This is a genomic window from Antrihabitans stalagmiti (assembly GCF_016482825.1).
Lineage (GTDB): Bacteria > Actinomycetota > Actinomycetes > Mycobacteriales > Mycobacteriaceae > Antrihabitans > Antrihabitans stalagmiti.
The window spans coordinates 1-19,737 of the sequence record NZ_JAEMNV010000002.1 but is presented as its reverse complement, the minus strand read 5'-3'; the positions used below and the strand labels follow the sequence as shown (position 1 = coordinate 19,737).

The window sequence follows — 19,737 nt, the reverse complement described above, 5'->3', positions numbered from 1 at the left end:
TTGGGCACCGAGCGGGCAAGATAAGGGCCATGCGTATCGGAGTGCTCACCGGTGGTGGCGACTGTCCAGGACTCAACGCCGTGATTCGGGCGGTCGTGCGGACTGCGAACGGACGCTACGGCGACAGTATCGTCGGCTTCAACGACGGTTGGCGAGGTCTGCTCGAGGATCGAAAGGTCCAGTTGCAGAACGACGATCGCAACGACAGGCTGCTCACCAAGGGCGGCACCATGCTCGGAACGGCGCGTACCAATCCTGAGAAGTTGCGCGCCGGGATCGATCAGATCAAGCAGACGCTCGACGACAACGGCATCGACGTGCTGATTCCGATCGGCGGTGAGGGCACGCTGACGGCGGCCCACTGGCTGGCTGAGGAGGGCGTCGCCGTCGTCGGGGTCCCCAAGACGATCGACAACGACATCGACTGCACGGACGTCACCTTCGGATTCGATACGGCGCTGACCATTGCTACCGAGGCGATCGACCGGTTGCACAGCACGGCGGAGTCTCATCAGCGGGTGATGTTGGTCGAGGTGATGGGCCGCCACGCCGGTTGGATCGCGCTGCATTCGGGGCTGGCTTCGGGCGCGCACATGACGTTGATTCCCGAGCAGCCGTTCGACGTCGACGAGGTCTGTGCGCTGGTCAAGAAGCGCTTTCAGAGTGGGATGTCGCACTTCATCTGCGTCGTTGCCGAGGGTGCACACCCCGCGCCGGAGTCGATGACGCTGCGCGAAGGTGGCATCGACGAGTTCGGTCACGAACGATTCACCGGGGTCGCGCAGCAACTCGGTGTGGAGATCGAGCGGCGGATCAACAAGGAGGTCCGGACGACGGTGCTCGGGCATGTCCAGCGTGGTGGCACGCCGACCCCGTTCGACCGGGTGCTGGCCACCCGCTTCGGCGTCAATGCCGTCGATGCTGCGCACGCCGGTGCGTTCGGCAACATGGTTTCGCTGCGGGGAACCGAGATCAGTCTGGTCCCGCTCGCGGATGCAACACGGCAGCTCAAGCGGGTTCCGCAGTCTCGTTACGACGATGCGGCGGCATTTTTCGGGTGATGCGGCTTTGCCGCTCGTGAGTCTTTTCGGCGGTCGGGCGCTCCGAAAGTGCTCACGAGGCGCGTAGCGCCCTCGTATCTGCGGGCCAGGGTTTTGATGTGGTCCACGAGCTCCGGTGGACCGTCGACACGGAAGTCCATGCCGAGCATGCTCAGGTAGATCGCGATCGTTTCCAGCGTGTCCGCACCCGTGACGAGGATGCTGGTCTCCGCGTCGACAGCCTCCACAACGCCGACCGCCGGATTGATGCGGTCGATCACTGTCTCCGCCGCCGCGAGCACCGTGACGCGAGCGTGCACCTTCCATCCGGTCGACGCGACCTCGCGCAGGACGAAGGCGACGAGGTCGTCTTCGGGTAGGCCACGCGGACCGAAGCGTCTGCTGCCAACCGCAGCACGCTGCACCCGAGCCACCGGATAGGCGCGCCAGCGATGGCTGCCGAGGTCGTAGGCGACCAGGTACCAGCGTCGCTGCCAGTTGACGAGGCGATAGGGCTCGATGTCCGTCGCGGTGTCGTTGCCGTCGACGCTGATGGTCACCGTCGCGTTGTCGCGTATCGCACCGGCGAGTGCGGTCAGGGTCGCGGCGGCAACGGGTGCGTCCGGCTCGCGTGAACCCGTCGTCGCCGGACCGATCGCGGTGGCACTGCGCAGCGCAGTCACTTTGCGCTGCAACCGCTTCGGCAGAATCTGCTCGAGTTTTGCCAGTGCTGTCGCCGAGCTCTGCTCGATGTCGGCCACACCCGTCGACCCGTCGCCGGCAAGTCCGATCACCACGGCAACGGCGACGGCCTCGTCGTCGTCGAGCAGTAGCGGTGGCATCTTCGTGCCGTGGCCGAGGCGGTACCCGCCGACCGACCCCCGACCGCCGTGGATGGGATAGCCGAGGTCGCGCAGCCTGGCGATGTCGTTGCGCAGGGTGCGGTCGCTGACGCCGAGTCGCTCGGCGAGTTCGCGGCCGGTGAGCATGTGCTGGTCCTGCAGCAGCGACAGCAGTCGCAGGACCCGTATCGCCGTTTCCGCCATAATTTTCCGATCCTCCGATGTATTAGGAACGAAACTAGCCTAATAGCAATTTAAGCTGTTTACAGAAGGAAGAACACGACGAAAGGGTTACGACATGACCGACACCACCGCAAACCTCGACTGGCGCACCGCTCTCGCCGCTTCTCATCGCGCACTGCAGACCACGGTCGACGCAATCGGCGACGACCAGTGGGACCTCCCGACACCCTGCTCGGAGTGGACGGTGACCCAGGTCGTCCAGCACGCCGCGGCTGACCAACTCGCCTACGCGTCGGCGCTCGGCGTCGGCGACGGACCCACCTACGACCCGTTCTCGCCGTCGGGTGCGATCGACGGCAGTGCAACCGATCTGGTTCGCGACGCCATCGCCCCGACCGCCTCGGCGTGGGCCGATGTGGCCGACGATCGTGCAACCGCTCCGACTCCGCTCCCGCACGGCGAGTTGCCCGTCGAGATCGCCTCCGGCGCCTGCGCGTTGGACGCCGCCGTGCACGCCTGGGACATCGCCCGCGCGATCGGAGCGCCGTCACCGCTTGGTGACGAACTGTCCGCACAGCTACTTGCGGTTGCTCGGGAAATCGTCGAGCCGCTGCGGAACTACGGCGTCTACGCGGCCATCGTCGAGTCGAAGGGGGAAGCCGGCGCCGAGGACACGTTCCTGCGCTACCTCGGCCGCGACCCGCACTGGACCGCCTGAGGTCTGCGGGTCGGCTGACCGGTCGGGGGCATCCGCCCCCGGCCAGTCGTTCGTCTCCCGCCGCATAAACTGTGCTGCATGACTGCCGCAACGGTCGATCTCGTCGACTACGCCGATGTGCTCGCCACCTACGAACCCGTTCTCGGCATGGAAGTTCACGTCGAACTCGGTACCCAGACCAAGATGTTCTGCGCCTGCCCGACCGAGTTCGGTGCCGAGCCCAATACGCAGGTCTGCCCGGTGTGCCTCGGCTTGCCGGGGTCGCTGCCGGTCGTCAACGCGACCGCCGTCGAATCGGCGATCCGTATCGGCTTGGCGCTCAACTGCTCGATCACGCCGTGGGGTCGCTTCGCGCGCAAGAACTACTTCTACCCGGACCAGCCGAAGAACTACCAGATCAGCCAGTACGACGAGCCGATCGCGACGGACGGCTACCTCGACGTCGTCCTCGACGACGGCAGCACCTTCCGCGTCGAGATCGAGCGCGCGCATATGGAAGAAGACACCGGCAAGTCGTTGCACGTCGGCGGTGCGACCGGACGTATCCACGGAGCCAGCCATTCACTGCTCGATTACAACCGGGCAGGCGTCCCGTTGGTCGAGATCGTGACGAAGACGATCGAAGGCACGGGCGAGCGCGCTCCCGAGGTCGCCCGCGCCTACGTCACGGCGCTGCGTGATCTGCTCAAGGCCCTCGGCGTCTCCGACGTCAGGATGGACCAGGGTTCGCTGCGATGTGACGCGAACGTCTCGCTGATGAAGATCGGCGCCAAGGAGTTCGGCACGCGCACCGAAACGAAGAACGTCAACTCGCTCAAGAGCGTCGAAGTTGCGGTTCGCTACGAAATGCGGCGTCAGGCAGCGGTTTTGAACGCCGGCGACGAAGTCGTTCAGGAGACACGACACTTCCAGGAGGCCGACGGGACGACGTCGGCTGGACGCCGGAAGGAGACCGCCGAGGACTACCGCTACTTCCCCGAACCCGATCTGGAACCCGTTGCCCCCGATGCAGAGTGGATCGAGGAGCTCCGTGCGACGATTCCGGAGCTGCCGTGGCTGCGTCGTGCGCGCATCCAGGAGGAGTGGGCGCTGTCCAACGAGGTTATGCGCGACCTCGTCAACGCTGGTGCCATCGATCTGATCATCGCCACCGTCGATGCCGGTGCTCCCGCTGCTGCGGCTCGTTCGTGGTGGGTCGCGTATCTGTCGGAGAAGGCGAACGAGCGAGGCGTCGAACTCGACGCACTGCCCATCACCCCCGAGCAGGTCGCGGCCGTGATCGCTCTCGTCGCGGCGGACAAGGTCAACAACAAGGGTGCTCGTCAGGTCATCGACGGTCTGCTCGCAGGTGAGGGCACTCCCGAGGAGATCATCGCGGCCCGCGGCCTCGGCGTCGTTCGCGACGACTCGGCACTCAAGGAAGCCGTCGACACTGCCCTCGCCGCCAACCCGGACATCGCGGAGAAGATCCGCAGCGGCAAGGTTGCAGCTGCGGGCAAGATCGTCGGTGACGTCATGAAGGCGACGCGCGGGCAAGCCGACGCGGCTCGGGTCCGTGAATTGGTCCTGGAGGCCTGCGCCTGAGACCTACGGCTCGTGCGTCTTTTCTTCAGGGCGGAACCTGAAGAAAAGACTCACGAGCGGCGTAGCCGCCTCGTCCTAATCCGGACCGCCGCCACCGTCGCCGGGTAGCGGTATCCGAACGACCCGATCGTCGTTCGGGCCGGGCTCGCCGCCGGTCTTGTTCACCGTTCCCACCCAGATCGCTCCATCGGGTCCGGGAGTCGCTCCGCCGAGTTGGCCGTACTGATTCTGGGCGAGCAATGTCGGCGCCGCCGTAATCGACCCCGTGCCCTGGTCGACGGTCATCATGGCGACAGCCCTGGCGCCGGTCAATGCGACTGCGACAACGCCGCTTCCGGCCGCACATCCCGCGACGCCGGGTCGGTCGGGCCACGTCCATGCCGACGAGACGGCGCCCTCCGGGTTCACCTTCTGCAGACGATCTTCGACGCCTGTGCGGTCGGTGACCCAGATCGTTCCACCCGGTTCCAGGCAGACGTCGCCGGCAACTCCGATGCCAGACACCACAACTCGAGGTGTGGCGGGCTGGCCGACATTGGGCCGATCGAGGCGTAGCAGTTTGCCGGCGAGCGAGCCGGGATCGGCTGCGGCAGCTGGGTTTCCGGCGTCGCCCGTCAACACGACGAGTTCGTTCTCGTTGACGAAGTCGAGCGCCCCCGCGTTGCCGGTCGCGCCGCGCGGAATGCCTTCGAGCACCGGCTTGGGTGTGTCGCCAGCGGCGATTCGAACGACCCGATTGTCGCTGCCGGTTGTGATGTAGGCGTAGATCAAGCCGTCTTCGAGGAACGTCGGCGAGAGTGCCAAGTCCAGCAATCCGCCGTCGCTCGACCCGTCGACGTCGATGCGGGCGATCTCCGCGGCAGGCAGTTCGGGTGCGACGCGCAGGATGCGGCCGGTGCGGCGTTCGGCGATGAGCGCGCCCGAGCCGTCGGGCAACACGACGATTCCGCCTGTCGTGTCGAGGCACGTGGCGACGACGTTGGGGTCCGGGTCGATGCACGGCCCGCTCGGACGTGGTGGACGTGACGTCGACGTCGGTGGTCTGTCGGTGCGTGGGCCGACTTCCGCGGGTCCCGCGGTCGGCTCTGGGCTGAACGGGCTGGACGCAGCGTCGTCGAATCGTGCGCATCCCGTCAGGACGAGCAGGAGCAGGGCCGATACGGCGGTGACTCCGCGTCGCCTGCGTGCGGGCCGCATTCGCGCCCCCGGTGAAGCCAACGTCATGGCTTCACGTTACGGAAACAACACTGCGCGTGCGTGAAAGGGGTCCGCCGAGAACATCGTGCGAGGAAACGTCCGTGAGAGATCGAACCGGCGCGTCGGCATGGTAAAGACGTGGAGACAACGGCTGTGAGACCTAGTCTCGATGCGTGACCGAAACGCCACGGGATAAGTCGGATCTGCCTGCCGACGTGCCGCCGACCGGACGCGCCGCGGGGAGTCCGTACGACGCGCCGACCGAGAAGTTGCCGGTTGCGGGTCGCAACTTTCCGCAGACCGACGACGATCTCGACATCGATCCGACGCAACAGCTACCGACCTATCGGCCCGACTTCGACGACGAACCAAGTCGCAAGCAATACGCGTTCGAGGACTCGTCGCCCTCGATTCCTATGCAGAAGCAGTACGCATTCGAACCCGACACCAGCGCGGCCCCCGCCGCGGCTGTTGCGACGAAAACACGCAGGCGCAACAGGCAGGTCGATGAGGACGAACTGCGCGGGAGGGGCACCCTCGATCTGGGACTGCTGCTGCTCAGGGTCGGTGTCGGCGCTCTGTTCGTTTTTCATGGACTGCAGAAACTGACCGGGTGGTGGGGTGGACCGGGTCTGGACGGCATGCGTGACGCACTCGACGCGATGGGCTGGGAGCAGCCGCGCCTGTGCGCGATTCTGCTCACGGTCGGGGAGTTGGCGGGCGGTTCGCTGCTGATCCTCGGGCTCGCAACACCGTTGGCCGCGGGCGCTGTGCTCGCCGTGATTATCAACGCGTGGTTGGCACGCCAGGGCGCTGAGCACGGACTGCAGTTCACAGCGCCGAACGGGCCCGAATACGAGACGCTGCTCATGATCGGCGCAGCGGCCATCATTCTGACCGGTCCGGGCAAGTACGCGGTGGACGGTGGCCGCGGTTGGGCGACACGGCCCTACGTCGGGTCGCTACTTGCACTGTTCGCCGCAGTTGCTGCCGCTGCTTGCACGTGGATTTTCCTGCGCGGGGGAAATCCGTTCGTCTGACGAGTGCATAGCTGTTCAGGAAAAACGACTCGAATCTGCCTGCACAGCTATGCGCTCGACGCATCACGGAATTCTGCGCACCGCACCCTTGTCCGCGGACGAGGCGAGCACCGCGTAGGCGCGCAACGCCGTTGTGACTGTTCGCTCACGACCGACCGGCTGCCACGGCCGTTCCGAGGCCTCCATCTTGGCGCGTCGCTCGGCGAGGACCTCGTCGTCGACAAGGAGTTCCAACCGGCGGGTCACGACGTCGATCAACACCTGATCACCGTCTTGCACAAGGCCGATTGCACCGCCACCCGCAGCTTCGGGGGAGATGTGGCCGACCGAAATCCCCGACGAACCGCCGGAGAAGCGGCCGTCGGTGATGAGGGCGCACTTGCGGCCGAGGCCCGAACCTTTGAGGAATGCGGTCGGATGCAGCATCTCCTGCATGCCGGGCCCGCCCGCGGGTCCCTCGTATCGGACGACAAGCACGTCGCCAGGCTGGATCTTCTTGCCGAGGATCACCGAGACCGCTTCCTCCTGGGATTCGACGACGCGCGCCGGACCCTGGAAGTTCCACAGTTCTTCGTCGATGCCCGCGGTCTTGATGATCGCGCCGTCGGGTGCGAGGTTGCCGCGCAGCACGGCTAGTCCGCCTTCGACGGTGTACTTGTGGTCGAAATCGCGGATGCACCCACCGGCCGCGTCGACATCGAGCGAGGACCAGCGGTTGTCGGTCGAGAACGGCTCCACGGTACGGACCCCTCCCGGAGCCGCGTGGAACAGTTCGATCGCTTCGTCGGATGCCCTGCCGGAGCGGATGTCCCAGGTGTCGAGCCACTCGTCGAAACTGGCCGTGTGCACGGTCGAGACGTCGGTCTCCAGCAGTCCGGCACGGCGTAGTTCGCCGAGGATCGCGGGGATTCCGCCGGCGCGGTGTACGTCCTCCATGTGGTAATCGGAGTTGGGCGAGACCTTCGACAGGCACGGAACACCGCGGCTGATGGCGTCGATCTCGGCGAGGTCGAAGCCGTGCACCTCGCCTTCCTGCGCTGCCGCGAGGATGTGCAACACCGTGTTGGTCGACCCGCCCATTGCCACATCGAGCGCCATCGCGTTGCGAAAAGCTTTGTGTGTAGCGATGTTTCGAGGCAGGACGCTCTCGTCGTCGTCGCGGTAGTACTTGAGCGCTGCCTCGACGACGGTGGTTCCCGCACGGTCGAAGAGGGCGTGGCGTGCGACGTGGGTCGCCAGGGTGGAACCGTTGCCGGGCAGTGCAAGTCCGAGTGCCTCGGTGAGGCAGTTCATCGAGTTGGCGGTGAACATGCCCGAGCACGAGCCACACGTCGGGCACGCGCTGCGCTCGACTTCCGACAACCCGTCTTCGGACACCGCGTCGTTGGCGCTCGCGGAGATCGCGGTAATGAGGTCGGTCGGGGCCTGTGCGACGCCGCCGACGACGACGGCCTTGCCGGCCTCCATCGGTCCGCCCGAGACGAACACCGTCGGAACATTCAGTCGCATAGCGGCATTGAGCATTCCGGGGGTGATCTTGTCGCAGTTGGAGATGCACACGAGTGCGTCGGCGGTGTGCGCGTTGACCATGTATTCGACGGAGTCGGCGATGATCTCGCGACTAGGCAGCGAGTACAGCATGCCGCCGTGGCCCATCGCGATACCGTCGTCGACTGCGATGGTGTGGAACTCGCGAGGCACGCCACCCGCAGCGCGGACGGCGTCGGCGACGATCTCGCCGACGTTCTTCAGATGCACATGACCGGGTACGAACTGCGTGTACGAGTTCGCGATCGCAACGATCGGCTTACCGAAATCGGAGTCGGTCATTCCTGTCGCGCGCCACAGGGCGCGCGCGCCCGCAGCATTGCGGCCGACCGTTGTCGTACGTGATCTGAGTGGAGGCATAGCGACCTTCTTCGGATAGAGCATGCACTGACGGAGCGCGCGCGGATGCCGAGGGCCCGACACCGGTTACTCGGACGAGCGCGGTGACTCCGAATTCTCTTCCGGGTCCGAATCATGGTTCGACTCGACGACGTCCGGGACTGCGGCATACGGATCGGGGATTCGCCCGCCCGAGGCCTCTGCCAATTCTTGCAGACGATCGAAACCTACGGCAGGCAGGACGCTTTCCTTGCCGCTGATCAGGTCGGCCCGTGCCCAGCCGCGCTTCGGGAATCGCACGCCTTTGATGTCGGTCCACGGGATCGATTTGGCAGCGAACACACTGCGGGTCTCCAGACCCGAGGAGGTGACCGTGGTCTGGTTTCGCAAAATCCACACCGTGACGCCGATCGGCAGCAGGAACAGCCAGCCGAGCGCAGCGGGCCAGCCGAGGGCGGGGAAGCTGACGCAAATCAGCAGCATGAACGCCGCGACCAGGGAAAGTCGGGTGATTCTTATGACATATGGTGCCTGCTCGACCGCAGCCCCGTCGACATTGCTGCCGTCGGCAGTGTGGGACGATGACTGTGGTGGCACGGACTTATGCGGTGATGACACACCAACATCTTCGCATTACAACGGATTGTTCCCACATAATGGGACGGCGTCGTCACAGGTTTGACTCTTCGGCGTACTCACGCCTACCGTCGAGCGCGTGAAACGAAATGAGTTGCTCGTAATCGGCCGGCGCGTCTGCGCGTGAAGGCAACAGCCTGAGTCGATTATCAACTCGCACGCATGACGCGCCACCCTCGAACAGCATGGCTGTCGAGGGCTTTTTGCTGTTAAGGGCAATTTCCTTTTTCGACCCGCCCAGAGCTCGAGACCTGATCAGTACAACGCGACGCACGAAGGAAGCACCAAAGTGAGCGCACCCACCGCACGACCGGGGCCGACAACCCGCAGGTCGACGCCATCGGCTCCCCAGTCGACCCCAGCGGCACCAGCCGCATCGCCGATCAACCGCCGTCAACTTCCGCCCGAGCGTGTCACGGGCGCGCAGTCGGTCGTTCGCGCGCTGGAGGAACTCGACGTCGACGTGGTATTCGGCATTCCGGGTGGTGCGGTACTTCCTGTCTACGACCCACTCTTCGATTCGAAGAAGGTCCGCCACGTGCTCGTTCGCCACGAGCAGGGCGCAGGCCACGCCGCAACCGGCTACGCGCAGTCCTCCGGAAAGGTCGGCGTCTGCATGGCGACGTCCGGACCGGGAGCGACCAACCTCGTGACCCCGATCGCCGACGCCAACATGGATTCGGTTCCGATCGTCGCCATCACAGGTCAGGTCCCGCGGCCGATGATCGGCACCGACGCTTTCCAGGAAGCCGACATCTCCGGCATCACGATGCCGATCACGAAGCACAACTTCCTGATCACCGACGGCGTCGACATCCCGCGGATCATGGCCGAGGCGTTCTACCTGGCCTCGTCGGGTCGTCCGGGCCCGGTGCTCGTCGACATCCCGAAGGATGTGCTGCAGGCGCAGACCACGTTCACGTGGCCGCCCGAGATGCGACTGCCCGGCTACCGTCCTGTCACAAAGCCGCACGGCAAGCAGGTCCGCGAAGCGGCTCGGCTGATCATGGATGCCAAGGCGCCGGTGCTCTACGTCGGTGGTGGCGTCATCAAGTCCGACTCCTCACCCGAGCTGTTGGAACTGGCCGAGTTGACCGGCATCCCAGTCGTCACCACGTTGATGGCGCGCGGTGCGTTCCCGGACAGCCACGATCTGAACTGCGGCATGCCAGGCATGCACGGAACGGTTGCCGCCGTCGCGGCACTGCAGCGCAGCGACCTGCTGATCACGCTCGGTGCCCGCTTCGACGATCGGGTGACCGGTCGTCTCGACTCCTTCGCACCGGATGCGAAGGTCATCCACGCCGACATCGACCCGGCCGAGATCGGCAAGAATCGCCACGCGCACGTGCCGATCGTCGGCGACTGCCGCGAGGTGATCTCCGAACTGATCGAAGCGATCCGCGCCGACCAGGCGACCGGTTCGAAGATCGAGATCAGCAAGTGGTGGGAGTACCTCGACGGCGTTCGCAAGAGCTACCCGCTCGGCTGGGATCGCCCGGCCGACGGTTCGCTTTCACCCGAATTCGTGATCTCCGAGATCGGACGCCTCGCGGGTCCGGATGCGGTCTACTGCGCGGGCGTCGGCCAGCACCAGATGTGGGCCGCACAGTTCATCCGCTACGAGAAGCCGCGCACGTGGCTCAACTCGGGTGGTCTCGGCACGATGGGCTACGCCGTTCCCGCTGCCATGGGCGCCAAGATGGGCACACCCGAAAAAGAGGTGTGGGCGATCGACGGCGACGGCTGCTTCCAGATGACCAATCAGGAACTGGCCACCTGCACGGTCGAAGGCATCCCGATCAAGGTTGCCGTCATCAACAACGGCAACCTCGGCATGGTCCGGCAGTGGCAGACCCTCTTCTACGAGGAGCGCTACTCCCAGACCGACCTCGGCACCCACTCGTTGCGGATCCCCGACTTCGTGAAGCTCGCGGATGCCTACGGCTGCCACGGCATTCGCGTCGAGCGTGAAGAAGACGTCGAAGCCGCAATCCGCGAAGCGCAGTCGATCAACGACAAGCCCGTCGTCATCGACTTCATCGTCGGCGCCGACGCTCAGGTGTGGCCGATGGTCGCCGCAGGCACGAGCAACGACGAGATCATGGCGGCCAGGGGCATCCGGCCGCTGTTCGACGACGACGAACTTGTTGCGGAGCCGTCGGTCATCCACGCCGCGATGGACCGACCCCAAGCAGTGCAGGAGGATACGAAGTGAGGACGAGCCACACGCTCAGCGTGCTCGTCGAGGACAAGCCCGGAGTGTTGGCCAGGGTGGCCGCTCTGTTCTCGCGTCGCGGATTCAATATCGAATCACTTGCGGTGGGGGGCACGGAGATTCCGGATATCTCGCGCATGACGATCGTCGTGACCGTCGAGGATTCGCCGCTCGAACAGGTGACGAAGCAGCTCAACAAGCTGATCAACGTGATCAAGATCGTCGAGCAGGACACCGACACCTCGGTTGCTCGCGAACTGATTCTCGTCAAGGTCCGCGCCGACGCCAGCGTGCGGACCGCCGTCATCGAGGCAGTTACGCTCTTTCGCGCGAAGGTCATCGACGTGTCGCCCGACGCGTTGACCATCGAGGCGACCGGTACCCGGTCGAAGCTCGATGCGTTGCTGCGAATGCTCGAACCGTTCGGAATTCGAGAGATCGTGCAGTCCGGAGTTGTCGCAGTCGGGCGTGGACACAAGTCCATCACCGCAGCGCGCTAAAGCTTTTTCTGAAAAAACGTCAGCACACGCACACAGTTGTAAACGGAGAAGGGAAACCAACCAAAGTGGCAGTCGAGATGTTCTACGACGACGATGCCGATCTGTCGATCATCCAGGGCCGCAAGGTCGCGGTGATCGGCTACGGAAGCCAGGGGCACGCGCATTCGCTGAGCCTGCGTGATTCCGGCGTCGACGTCCGCGTCGGCCTGAAAGAAGGCTCGAACTCGCGGGCGAAGGCCGAGGAGCAGGGCCTCACCGTCGGCACTCCGGCCGAGGTTTCCGAGTGGGCAGACGTCATCATGGTGCTCGCACCGGACACCGCTCAGGCCGCCATCTTCAAGGAAGACATCGAGCCGAACCTGAAGGACGGCGACGCCCTCTTCTTCGGACACGGACTCAACATCCACTTCAAGCTGATCGAGGCTCCGGCCAACGTCACCGTCGGCATGGTTGCGCCGAAGGGCCCCGGCCACCTCGTGCGTCGTCAGTTCGTCGACGGCAAGGGTGTTCCGGCACTCATCGCCATCGATCAGGACCCCAAGGGCGAAGGCCAGGCGCTTGCTCTTTCGTGGGCGAAGGGCATCGGCGGCACCCGCGCCGGCGTCATCAAGACCACGTTCAAGGAAGAGACCGAGACCGACCTCTTCGGTGAGCAGGCCGTGCTCTGCGGCGGCACCGAAGAACTGGTCAAGACGGGCTTCGAGGTGATGGTCGAGGCAGGCTACGCGCCCGAGATGGCGTACTTCGAGGTGCTGCACGAGCTCAAGCTCATCGTCGACCTCATGTACGAGGGTGGCATCGCTCGCATGAACTACTCGGTGTCCGACACCGCGGAGTTCGGCGGCTACCTCTCGGGTCCGCGCGTCATCGACGCCGGAACCAAGGAGCGCATGAAGGCGATTCTGGCCGACATTCAGTCCGGCGAGTTCACCCGTCGCCTCGTCGCGAACGTCGAGAACGGCAACACCGAACTCGAAGGTCTGCGCAAGGCGAATGCCGAGCACCCCATCGAGGTCACCGGCAAGCAGCTGCGTGGACTCATGAGCTGGGTCGATCGTCCGATCACCGAGACCGCATAAGGCGCTACGCGCCCTGTGCGCGGTTGCCGGGTCCATGGACCCGGCAACCGCGCACAACCTCGAAGCTAAGCTGTTCAACGAATTCGCCACGCCTACTCGGGAGTCCATCACGTGAGCCAGCCAGGCCGCCCCATTGTCCTGATCGCCGACAAGCTTGCCCAGTCGACCGTGGAGGCGCTTGGAGACGGCGTCGAGGTTCGCTGGGTCGACGGTCCTGATCGCCCCGCCCTCATCGCGGCCGTTCCTGAGGCCGACGCGTTGCTGGTTCGTTCGGCGACGACCGTCGATGCCGAAGTTCTCGCCGCCGGAACCAATCTGAAGATCGTCGCCCGCGCCGGTGTCGGACTCGACAACGTCGACGTGCCCGCGGCGACCGAGCGTGGTGTGCTCGTCGTCAACGCACCGACCTCCAACATCCACACCGCTGCCGAGCACGCGGTGACCCTGCTGCTCGCCGCAGCGCGTCAGATCCCCGCCGCGGACGCCACGCTGCGTGAACACACCTGGCAGCGCAGCAAGTTCAACGGTGTCGAGATCTTCGGCAAGACGGTCGGCGTGGTCGGCCTCGGCCGGATCGGGCAGCTTTTCGCCGCACGCCTCGCCGCGTTCGAAACCCACGTCATCGCGTACGACCCCTACGTGTCGCCTGCCCGCGCGGCCCAGATCGGCATCGAGCTGGTCAGCCTCGACGAGCTGCTTTCCCGCGCCGACCTCATTTCCGTCCACCTGCCGAAGACCCCCGAGACCAAGGGCATCATCGGCAAGGAGAACCTCGCGAAGACCAAGCCGGGTGTCGTCATCGTCAACGCCGCACGTGGCGGACTCGTCGACGAGGCAGCACTCGCCGAGGCTATCAAGTCCGGTCACGTACGCGCGGCAGGCCTCGACGTCTTCGAGACCGAGCCCTGCACTGACAGCCCGCTTTTCGAGCTGCCGCAGGTCGTTGTGACGCCGCACCTGGGTGCCTCGACGAGCGAGGCGCAGGACCGTGCGGGTACCGACGTCGCGAAGTCCGTATTGCTGGCTCTCGCAGGCGAATTCGTTCCCGACGCCGTCAACGTCTCCGGTGGCGCGGTCGGCGAGGAAGTCGCACCGTGGCTCGAGATCGTCCGCAAGCAGGGCGTTCTGCTCGGTGCACTGTCGAAGGAACTTCCGGTCAGTATTTCGGTAGATGTGCTGGGGGAGTTGGCGTCCGAGGACGTCGAAATCCTGAAGCTTTCGGCACTGCGCGGACTTTTCTCCGCTGTCATCGAAGATGCCGTCACGTTCGTCAATGCGCCGTCGCTCGCCGCCGAGCGTGGTGTGACGGCCGAACTCACCAAGGCATCGGAGAGCCCCAACCACCGGAGCGTCGCCGACCTGCGTGCTGTCTACGGCGACGGTTCGGTCATCAACGTGTCGGGCACGCTCACCGGACCCAAGCAGGTCCAGAAGATCGTGAACATCAACGGCCGCAACTTCGATCTTCGCGCCGAGGGCCTCAACCTCGTCGTCCACTACAACGACGAGCCTGGCGCGCTCGGCAAGATCGGCACCCTGCTCGGCGAAGCCGGCATCGACATCCAGGCCGCACAGCTGAGTCAGGACGCCGAAGGTCCGGGCGCGATCATCCTGCTCCGCATCGACCGCACGGTGCCAAGTGAGGTCGAAACTGCGATCACAGCAGCCGTCGGTGCTTCGATGATCGAGCTCGTCGACCTGTCCTGAGCCGGCACCAATCGAGCTGGCACCAATCGAGCTGGGAAAAATCAAGTGAGGCAACAGCTATGAAGCTCGCCGTTATTTCGGGCGACGGCATCGGTCCCGAGGTCGTCGCCGAGGCACTGAAGTCGCTGCGCGTTGTCGTGCCGGACGTCGAGACGACGGAGTACGACCTCGGTGCTCGGCGCTACAACGCGACGGGCGAACTGCTGCCCGATTCGGTGTTGGCCGAATTGCGTCAGCACGAGGCGATACTGCTCGGCGCCATCGGCGATCCGTCGGTGCAGAGCGGCGTACTCGAACGAGGTCTGTTGCTGCGCGCCAGGTTTGCGCTCGATCATCACGTGAACCTGCGCCCGTCGAAATTGTTCCCCGGAGTCGTCGGACCGCTGAACGGCAACCCGGCGATCGACTTCCTCGTGGTCCGCGAGGGCACCGAAGGCCCGTACACCGGAACCGGCGGCGCAATTCGGGTCGGCACACCGCACGAGGTTGCTACCGAGGTCAGCACCAACACCCGCTTCGGCGTGGAACGTGTTGTGCGATATGCGTTTGCGAAGGCTCAGGCTCGCCGCAAGCACGTCACGCTCGTGCACAAGACGAACGTCCTCACGTTCGCAGGCTCGCTGTGGCAGCGGACGGTCGACGAAGTTGCGGCCGAATTCGCTGACGTCGAGGTCGCCTACCAGCACATCGATGCAGCGACGATCCACATGGTGACCGATCCAGGCCGCTTCGACGTGATCGTCACCGACAACCTGTTCGGCGACATCATCACCGATCTCGCGGCCGCGGTTACGGGCGGAATCGGTTTGGCCGCAAGCGGAAACATCGATGCGACCGGTACCAACCCGAGCATGTTCGAACCGGTACACGGCAGCGCGCCGGACATTGCCGGCCAGTCGAAGGCAGACCCGACGGCAGCCATTCTGTCCGTGTCGTTGTTGCTCGATCACCTCGGTCGCACAGCGGAGGCTGCCAAGGTCGCCGATGCGGTGGCCGCGGACCTCGCCTCGCGGGAGCCGGGGGCGGCGATCGATACGGTCGAGGTCGGCGACCGCATCGCAGCCTCGCTCTAGGTCGTCGCGGCCGCTGGGTCTTTCGGAACCAGCGGCACCGCAACGACGGCGATCAGTGCCGTGACGAGCCACATCGTCGGATAGTTCGTTGCGACGATCAGCGTGCCGAACAACGGCGGTACGGCGGACGACGCCAAATTCTGCCCGGTGTTCTGGATCCCGAGACCTCTTCCGCTCCAATAGGGTCCGGCTATTTCGGCGACCGCTGTGAACGCCAGACCGTTGTCGGCGACGGTGACGACCGACGCGATCACCAAGATCGGGATCGCGACTGCCCAGTCGATCCAGTCGGTCAAGGCAAGCGCGGCCATCGTCACCGCTGCCGCGATCGCCACATAGCGCAGCGGTCGCATTCTGCTGCCCAGCAGATCCGACCATGCTCCTGCGCCGATTCGGCCCGCCGCTCCTAGCAATTGGGTACCGGTGATCAAGGCCCCTGCGGCAGGCAGCGACCAACCGCGGTCCTGCGTCAGCCAGACGAGAGCGAACGTCCACACCGCAGCCTGGGGAATGACGAGCAACACCGAGACGGAGTGGATTCGCAGCAGCGTCGAATCGCCGCGGTAGGGGTTGTTCAGCAGACCCGACTTGGCAGCGTCGACCTTGGACGGTCGGGGTGGGTCGATGATTCCGATGCCGCAGCCGATGGCGGCGATCCCGGCCATCACGGCAGGAACGGCGAGTGCGGCGGGTACACCGTGTGCCGTGGCGACCGTCGGAATCGCGAGCGCGCCGATCGCGACGCCGAGTGGTTGGGACATCTGTCTGATGCCCATAGCGAACCCGCGACGATTGACGGGGAACCAGCCGACGACGACGCGGCCACTTGCGGAATTGGTACTTGCGGCAGCGATTCCACCAAGCAGCAGGAAGGCTCCGAGCGCAATGTAGGAGGACGTGAAGACGGCTGCTGTCGCGGCCAGGCACATCGATCCCAAGCCGATGACGAGGACGCGGCGCTCGCCGATTCTGTCGACGACGACGCCCCACGCGATCAGAGCGAGCACGATTCCGACGGTCGGCATGGCAACGAGCAGACCTGCCATCGGAAGGCTGAGTCCGTCGGCGTGCAACGCAGGTATGAGAAAGGCGGAGCCGTGCACGAACAGCGAACTCGTGGATTGGCCGAAGACGCCGAGCGCGAGCATGGACCATTTGCGAGTGCTACCGACTTCTCCCGTGTGGTCCATGCTGCCTCGATTCGGTGCTGGTTTGGTGTCTCATTCTATGGGATGAAAGTCTTACAATATGGATACGGTGTCGACACTACACCCGAAGCCGACGGACCTCGACGCCGCTAACGGGTGCGCTACCTCGGTCGATAGACTTCATCCATGCGCCTTGGTCGAATTGCCAGTCCGGACGGTGTCGCTTTCGTGAGTATCGAGGGGGACGGCGACGAACGGATTGCAAAGGAAATCGCCGAACATCCCTTCGGTACTCCCACGTTCACGGGACGGTCCTGGCCGCTCGCCGACGTTCGCCTGCTCGCCCCGATCCTTGCAAGCAAGGTGATCTGCGTCGGCAAGAACTACGCCGCCCACGCTGCGGAGATGGGCGGCGAGGCGCCGAAGGATCCGGTGATCTTCCTCAAGCCGAACACTTCGATCGTCGGCCCCAATGCGCCGATTCTGTTGCCTGCCAACTCGAATCAGGTCGACTACGAGGGTGAGCTTGCCGTCGTCATCGGACGGCCGTGCAAAGACGTCGCGGCGGCGAAAGCTCTCGACGTGGTACTCGGCTACACGGTCGCAAACGATGTGACCGCGCGCGATCACCAGCGTCACGACGGTCAGTGGACGCGCGGCAAGAGCTACGACACGTTCTGCCCGCTCGGTCCCTGGATCGAAACGAACATCGATGCCTCCGATCTCGAGATCACGACCGAGCTCGACGGCGTCGTCAAGCAGAACAGCCGCACATCCCTTTTCCTGCATGACATTCCGAAGATCATCGAATGGATCAGCAGTGTGATGACACTGCTACCGGGCGACGTGATTCTCACCGGCACACCCGAGGGTGTCGGTCCTATCGAAGCTGGGCAGACCGTGTCGGTCACGATCGAGGGTATCGGAACCCTCAGCAATCCGGCAGCTGCCAAGAAGGGCAAGTAATGACCACACCTGCTGTCCGCGTTCGCTTTTGCCCGTCACCGACGGGAACGCCGCACGTCGGACTTGTGCGCACCGCACTGTTCAACTGGGCCTTCGCGCGTCATCACGGCGGTACGTTCGTCTTCCGAGTCGAGGACACCGACGCAGCGCGCAACACCGAAGAGTCCTACCAGGCGATTCTCGACGCGTTGCGCTGGCTCGGACTCGATTGGGACGAGGGCCCCGAAATCGGTGGACCCTACGAGCCGTACCTGCAATCGCAGCGCCGCGGCCTTCACCTCGACGTCGTCGCGAAATTGCTGGAGGCGGGGGAGGCGTACGAATCCTTCTCCACGCCAGAGGAAGTCGAAGCCCGGCACAAGGCTGCCGGACGTGACCCGAAACTCGGCTACGACAACTTCGACCGCGAGCTCACCGCGGAGCAGCGCCAGCAGTTCCTCGACGAAGGACGCGGTGCCGTCGTCCGGCTGCGGATGCCCGATCACGACCTCTCCTGGACCGACCTCGTGCGCGGCGAAACGACGTTCCGTGCCGGGACGGTTCCGGACTTCGCATTGACCCGTGGCAACGGCGAACCGTTGTACACACTCGTCAACCCTGTCGACGACGCGATGATGAAGATCACACACGTGCTGCGCGGCGAGGACATCTTGTCCTCTACGCCAAGGCAATTGGCGCTGTACGAGTCGCTGCAACGGATCGGAGTCGCCGACTTCACACCCGAGTTCGGGCACCTACCGTTCGTCATGGGTCAGGGCAACAAGAAACTGTCGAAGCGTGATCCCGAGTCGAGCCTTTTCGTTCACCGCGACCGCGGCTACATTCCGGAGGGTCTGCTCAACTACCTCGCGCTGCTCGGGTGGAGCATCGCCGAGGATCGTGACGTGTTCTCCCTCGGCGAGATGGTCGTCGCGTTCGATGTGTCGAAGGTCAATTCCAATCCGGCCAGATTCGACCTCAAGAAGGCCGACTCCATCAACGCCGAGCACATTCGGTTGCTGGATCCGGCCGATTTCACCGTCAGGTTGCGCGCGTTCCTGGTCGAGCACGGCCACATTTCGGACGACGTCGACGCCGAAGTGTTCGCCACCGCAGCGGAGTTGGTGCAAACCCGCATCGTCGTTCTGTCCGATGCGTGGGACCTGTTGAAGTTTCTTTATGTCGACGACTCGGACTTCGCGATCGATCCAGCGGCGGCAGCCAAGAATCTCGGCGCCGATTCGGCGCCCGTGCTGGACGCGACCATCACAACGTTGGACGGTGTCACCGAGTGGACGACGCCGACGCTGGAAACCGCCCTCAAAGAGACGCTGATCGACGAAATGGGTCTCAAACCGCGCAAGGCATTCGCCCCGGTACGCGTCGCCGTCACGGGCAGCCACATCAGCCCGCCACTGTACGAGTCGATGGAATTGCTCGGCAGAGACAAGACGCTGGCGCGGCTGCGCTCGGCACGGGCGGGCGTTGCGGTCGAACAGTAGTCGAAAAACCTTCGCCGACCTGCTGGTTTGTGGATATCGGGGACCCCTTTGGTACCCTCTTGATCGGCCACAAAGCAGCCTCGCGAGAACCACAGCGAAGCAGGCGGCGAAGGCCATTGGGGTATGGTGTAATTGGCAACACAGCGGTTTCTGGTACCGCCATTCTAGGTTCGAGTCCTGGTACCCCAGCGGTAAGTTGCAGGCGAGAGATCGCCGCAATCGGAGCGATTTTGTCGCCGAGCAATAGCCAGTTAAGCTGGCTGAGCTTTCCACAAGCAGAAGTTCCTGGCCCCGTCGTCTAGCGGCCTAGGACGCCGCCCTCTCAAGGCGGTAGCGCGGGTTCGAATCCCGTCGGGGCTACAACGGGCAAAGACCCCGTGACCAGCAGAAATGCAGGGTCACGGGGTCTTTCTCATTTCCACCACATCACCGTCTGCC

The 19,737-nt window shown here is 64.6% G+C and carries 16 protein-coding genes and 2 tRNA genes; 13 read left to right on the top strand and 5 right to left on the bottom strand.

Annotated features, from left to right (window positions below; translation table 11 throughout):
• Window positions 1–29: 29 nt before the first annotated feature.
• Window positions 30–1,061, top strand: coding sequence for an ATP-dependent 6-phosphofructokinase (locus JGU71_RS04625; RefSeq protein ID WP_199702894.1), 1,032 nt, complete (start codon window positions 30–32; stop codon window positions 1,059–1,061).
• On the opposite strand, the gene JGU71_RS04620 is transcribed toward JGU71_RS04625, so the two are convergent.
• Window positions 1,031–2,086 (bottom strand): helix-turn-helix transcriptional regulator, encoded by a 1,056-nt coding sequence (locus JGU71_RS04620; protein ID WP_199702893.1) that lies wholly within the window; start codon window positions 2,084–2,086, stop codon window positions 1,031–1,033. The two genes, JGU71_RS04625 and JGU71_RS04620, sit on opposite strands and share 31 nt — an antisense overlap.
• 94 nt (window positions 2,087–2,180) lie before the next feature.
• On the opposite strand from JGU71_RS04620, the gene JGU71_RS04615 reads away from it, so the two are divergent.
• Together JGU71_RS04615 and gatB are read left to right on the top strand one after the other, a co-directional pair.
• Complete coding sequence (locus JGU71_RS04615) at window positions 2,181–2,783, top strand: TIGR03086 family metal-binding protein (protein ID WP_199702892.1); 603 nt, start codon at window positions 2,181–2,183, stop codon at window positions 2,781–2,783.
• Window positions 2,784–2,861: 78 nt separating this feature from the next.
• Complete coding sequence (gene gatB / locus JGU71_RS04610) at window positions 2,862–4,367, top strand: Asp-tRNA(Asn)/Glu-tRNA(Gln) amidotransferase subunit GatB (protein WP_199702891.1); 1,506 nt, start codon at window positions 2,862–2,864, stop codon at window positions 4,365–4,367.
• 75 nt (window positions 4,368–4,442) lie between these two features.
• Here the strand turns inward: gatB and JGU71_RS04605 are convergent, their stop codons facing one another.
• Entirely contained in the window at window positions 4,443–5,591 is a 1,149-nt protein-coding gene (locus JGU71_RS04605; protein ID WP_199702890.1) for a PQQ-dependent sugar dehydrogenase, read from the bottom strand.
• Window positions 5,592–5,737: 146 nt separating this feature from the next.
• On the opposite strand from JGU71_RS04605, the gene JGU71_RS04600 reads away from it, so the two are divergent.
• Window positions 5,738–6,604: a DoxX family protein gene (locus JGU71_RS04600; protein ID WP_199702889.1), complete on the top strand. Its 867-nt coding sequence runs from the start codon at window positions 5,738–5,740 to the stop codon at window positions 6,602–6,604.
• A gap of 63 nt (window positions 6,605–6,667) precedes the next feature.
• Here the strand turns inward: JGU71_RS04600 and ilvD are convergent, their stop codons facing one another.
• Both ilvD and JGU71_RS04590 read right to left on the bottom strand, forming a co-directional pair.
• Window positions 6,668–8,512: a dihydroxy-acid dehydratase gene (ilvD, locus tag JGU71_RS04595; RefSeq protein ID WP_199702888.1), complete on the bottom strand. Its 1,845-nt coding sequence runs from the start codon at window positions 8,510–8,512 to the stop codon at window positions 6,668–6,670.
• A gap of 66 nt (window positions 8,513–8,578) precedes the next feature.
• Window positions 8,579–9,109 carry a PH domain-containing protein gene (locus JGU71_RS04590; RefSeq protein ID WP_199702887.1) on the bottom strand — a complete coding sequence of 177 codons (531 nt, stop codon included), beginning with the start codon at window positions 9,107–9,109 and terminating at the stop codon, window positions 8,579–8,581.
• Between the two features lie 307 nt (window positions 9,110–9,416).
• Here JGU71_RS04590 and JGU71_RS04585 point away from each other — a divergent pair, with 307 nt between their 5' ends.
• The 5 genes from JGU71_RS04585 to JGU71_RS04565 all read left to right on the top strand — a co-directional run bounded on the left by JGU71_RS04585 (window position 9,417) and on the right by JGU71_RS04565 (window position 15,704).
• Window positions 9,417–11,345 carry an acetolactate synthase large subunit gene (locus JGU71_RS04585; protein ID WP_199702886.1) on the top strand — a complete coding sequence of 643 codons (1,929 nt, stop codon included), beginning with the start codon at window positions 9,417–9,419 and terminating at the stop codon, window positions 11,343–11,345.
• On the top strand, window positions 11,342–11,845 hold the full coding sequence (gene ilvN, locus JGU71_RS04580; RefSeq protein WP_199702885.1) for an acetolactate synthase small subunit: 504 nt from the start codon (window positions 11,342–11,344) through the stop codon (window positions 11,843–11,845). Before JGU71_RS04585 ends, ilvN begins: the two co-directional genes overlap by 4 nt.
• A gap of 77 nt (window positions 11,846–11,922) precedes the next feature.
• Window positions 11,923–12,924, top strand: coding sequence for a ketol-acid reductoisomerase (ilvC, locus tag JGU71_RS04575; RefSeq protein WP_199703558.1), 1,002 nt, complete (start codon window positions 11,923–11,925; stop codon window positions 12,922–12,924).
• A 111-nt stretch (window positions 12,925–13,035) separates the two neighbouring features.
• A complete protein-coding gene (gene serA / locus JGU71_RS04570) occupies window positions 13,036–14,631 on the top strand; it encodes a phosphoglycerate dehydrogenase (protein WP_199702884.1) in 1,596 nt (531 codons plus the stop codon).
• Between the two features lie 59 nt (window positions 14,632–14,690).
• A complete protein-coding gene (locus JGU71_RS04565; protein WP_199702883.1) occupies window positions 14,691–15,704 on the top strand; it encodes a 3-isopropylmalate dehydrogenase in 1,014 nt (337 codons plus the stop codon).
• On the opposite strand, the gene JGU71_RS04560 is transcribed toward JGU71_RS04565, so the two are convergent.
• Window positions 15,701–16,894 carry an MFS transporter gene (locus JGU71_RS04560; protein ID WP_199702882.1) on the bottom strand — a complete coding sequence of 398 codons (1,194 nt, stop codon included), beginning with the start codon at window positions 16,892–16,894 and terminating at the stop codon, window positions 15,701–15,703. The genes JGU71_RS04565 and JGU71_RS04560 overlap by 4 nt on opposite strands.
• Before the next feature lie 144 nt (window positions 16,895–17,038).
• Here JGU71_RS04560 and JGU71_RS04555 point away from each other — a divergent pair, with 144 nt between their 5' ends.
• From JGU71_RS04555 to JGU71_RS04540, 4 genes are all read left to right on the top strand, one after another.
• On the top strand, window positions 17,039–17,818 hold the full coding sequence (locus JGU71_RS04555; RefSeq protein ID WP_199702881.1) for a fumarylacetoacetate hydrolase family protein: 780 nt from the start codon (window positions 17,039–17,041) through the stop codon (window positions 17,816–17,818).
• The gene (gene gltX / locus JGU71_RS04550; protein ID WP_199702880.1) at window positions 17,818–19,299 is read left to right on the top strand and encodes a glutamate--tRNA ligase; all 1,482 of its coding nucleotides are present in this window, start codon (window positions 17,818–17,820) and stop codon (window positions 19,297–19,299) included. Before JGU71_RS04555 ends, gltX begins: the two co-directional genes overlap by 1 nt.
• 117 nt (window positions 19,300–19,416) lie before the next feature.
• Window positions 19,417–19,488, top strand: a tRNA-Gln gene (locus tag JGU71_RS04545).
• A 98-nt stretch (window positions 19,489–19,586) separates the two neighbouring features.
• A tRNA-Glu gene (locus JGU71_RS04540) sits at window positions 19,587–19,659 on the top strand.
• Window positions 19,660–19,737: the final 78 nt, after the last annotated feature.